The sequence below is a fragment of the Microbacterium barkeri genome (assembly GCF_027921765.1).
Classification (GTDB): Bacteria; Actinomycetota; Actinomycetes; order Actinomycetales; family Microbacteriaceae; genus Microbacterium; species Microbacterium barkeri.
In genome coordinates, this window is sequence record NZ_BSEJ01000035.1 from 1 (window position 1) to 1,035 (window position 1,035).

1 protein-coding gene is annotated in these 1,035 nt (G+C 50.6%); it reads left to right on the plus strand.

All coding sequences use genetic code 11. The features are described from left to right. The first annotated feature begins 162 nt into the window (after window positions 1-162). Entirely contained in the window at window positions 163-867 is a 705-nt protein-coding gene (locus PKE79_RS16465) for an IS6-like element IS26 family transposase (RefSeq protein ID WP_001067855.1), read from the plus strand. Window positions 868-1,035 lie beyond the last annotated feature (168 nt).

The following is a 1,035-nucleotide window of genomic DNA, read 5'->3' on the forward strand; positions in this document are numbered from 1 at the left end:
AGCGACGTTATGTGAATATTGAAATGAGCATTCCAAAGAAAGGAAGTAGAAAAATTATCGTGGGCGAAAATGAGTTTTTGTGGCTCATTAGGTCAAAACGGCACTGTTGCAAATAGTCGGTGGTGATAAACTTATCATCCCCTTTTGCTGATGGAGCTGCACATGAACCCATTCAAAGGCCGGCATTTTCAGCGTGACATCATTCTGTGGGCCGTACGCTGGTACTGCAAATACGGCATCAGTTACCGTGAGCTGCAGGAGATGCTGGCTGAACGCGGAGTGAATGTCGATCACTCCACGATTTACCGCTGGGTTCAGCGTTATGCGCCTGAAATGGAAAAACGGCTGCGCTGGTACTGGCGTAACCCTTCCGATCTTTGCCCGTGGCACATGGATGAAACCTACGTGAAGGTCAATGGCCGCTGGGCGTATCTGTACCGGGCCGTCGACAGCCGGGGCCGCACTGTCGATTTTTATCTCTCCTCCCGTCGTAACAGCAAAGCTGCATACCGGTTTCTGGGTAAAATCCTCAACAACGTGAAGAAGTGGCAGATCCCGCGATTCATCAACACGGATAAAGCGCCCGCCTATGGTCGCGCGCTTGCTCTGCTCAAACGCGAAGGCCGGTGCCCGTCTGACGTTGAACACCGACAGATTAAGTACCGGAACAACGTGATTGAATGCGATCATGGCAAACTGAAACGGATAATCGGCGCCACGCTGGGATTTAAATCCATGAAGACGGCTTACGCCACCATCAAAGGTATTGAGGTGATGCGTGCACTACGCAAAGGCCAGGCCTCAGCATTTTATTATGGTGATCCCCTGGGCGAAATGCGCCTGGTAAGCAGAGTTTTTGAAATGTAAGGCCTTTGAATAAGACAAAAGGCTGCCTCATCGCTAACTTTGCAACAGTGCCAAATTTTTTACCCAAAACCCGGTAAAAAATTTTGCGTTCTGCCCAGGACAGGTGCGTCAGGCCGTGGCAGTGATGCCCCTTGCGGCGAAGGTTCTCAAACAGGTGATGGTGAATAC

Excerpts from the sequence above, each read along its gene's own strand:
- PKE79_RS16465 (WP_001067855.1), top strand. The coding sequence starts at position 163 with ATGAACCCATTCAAAGGCCGGCATTTTCAGCGTGACATCATTCTGTGG.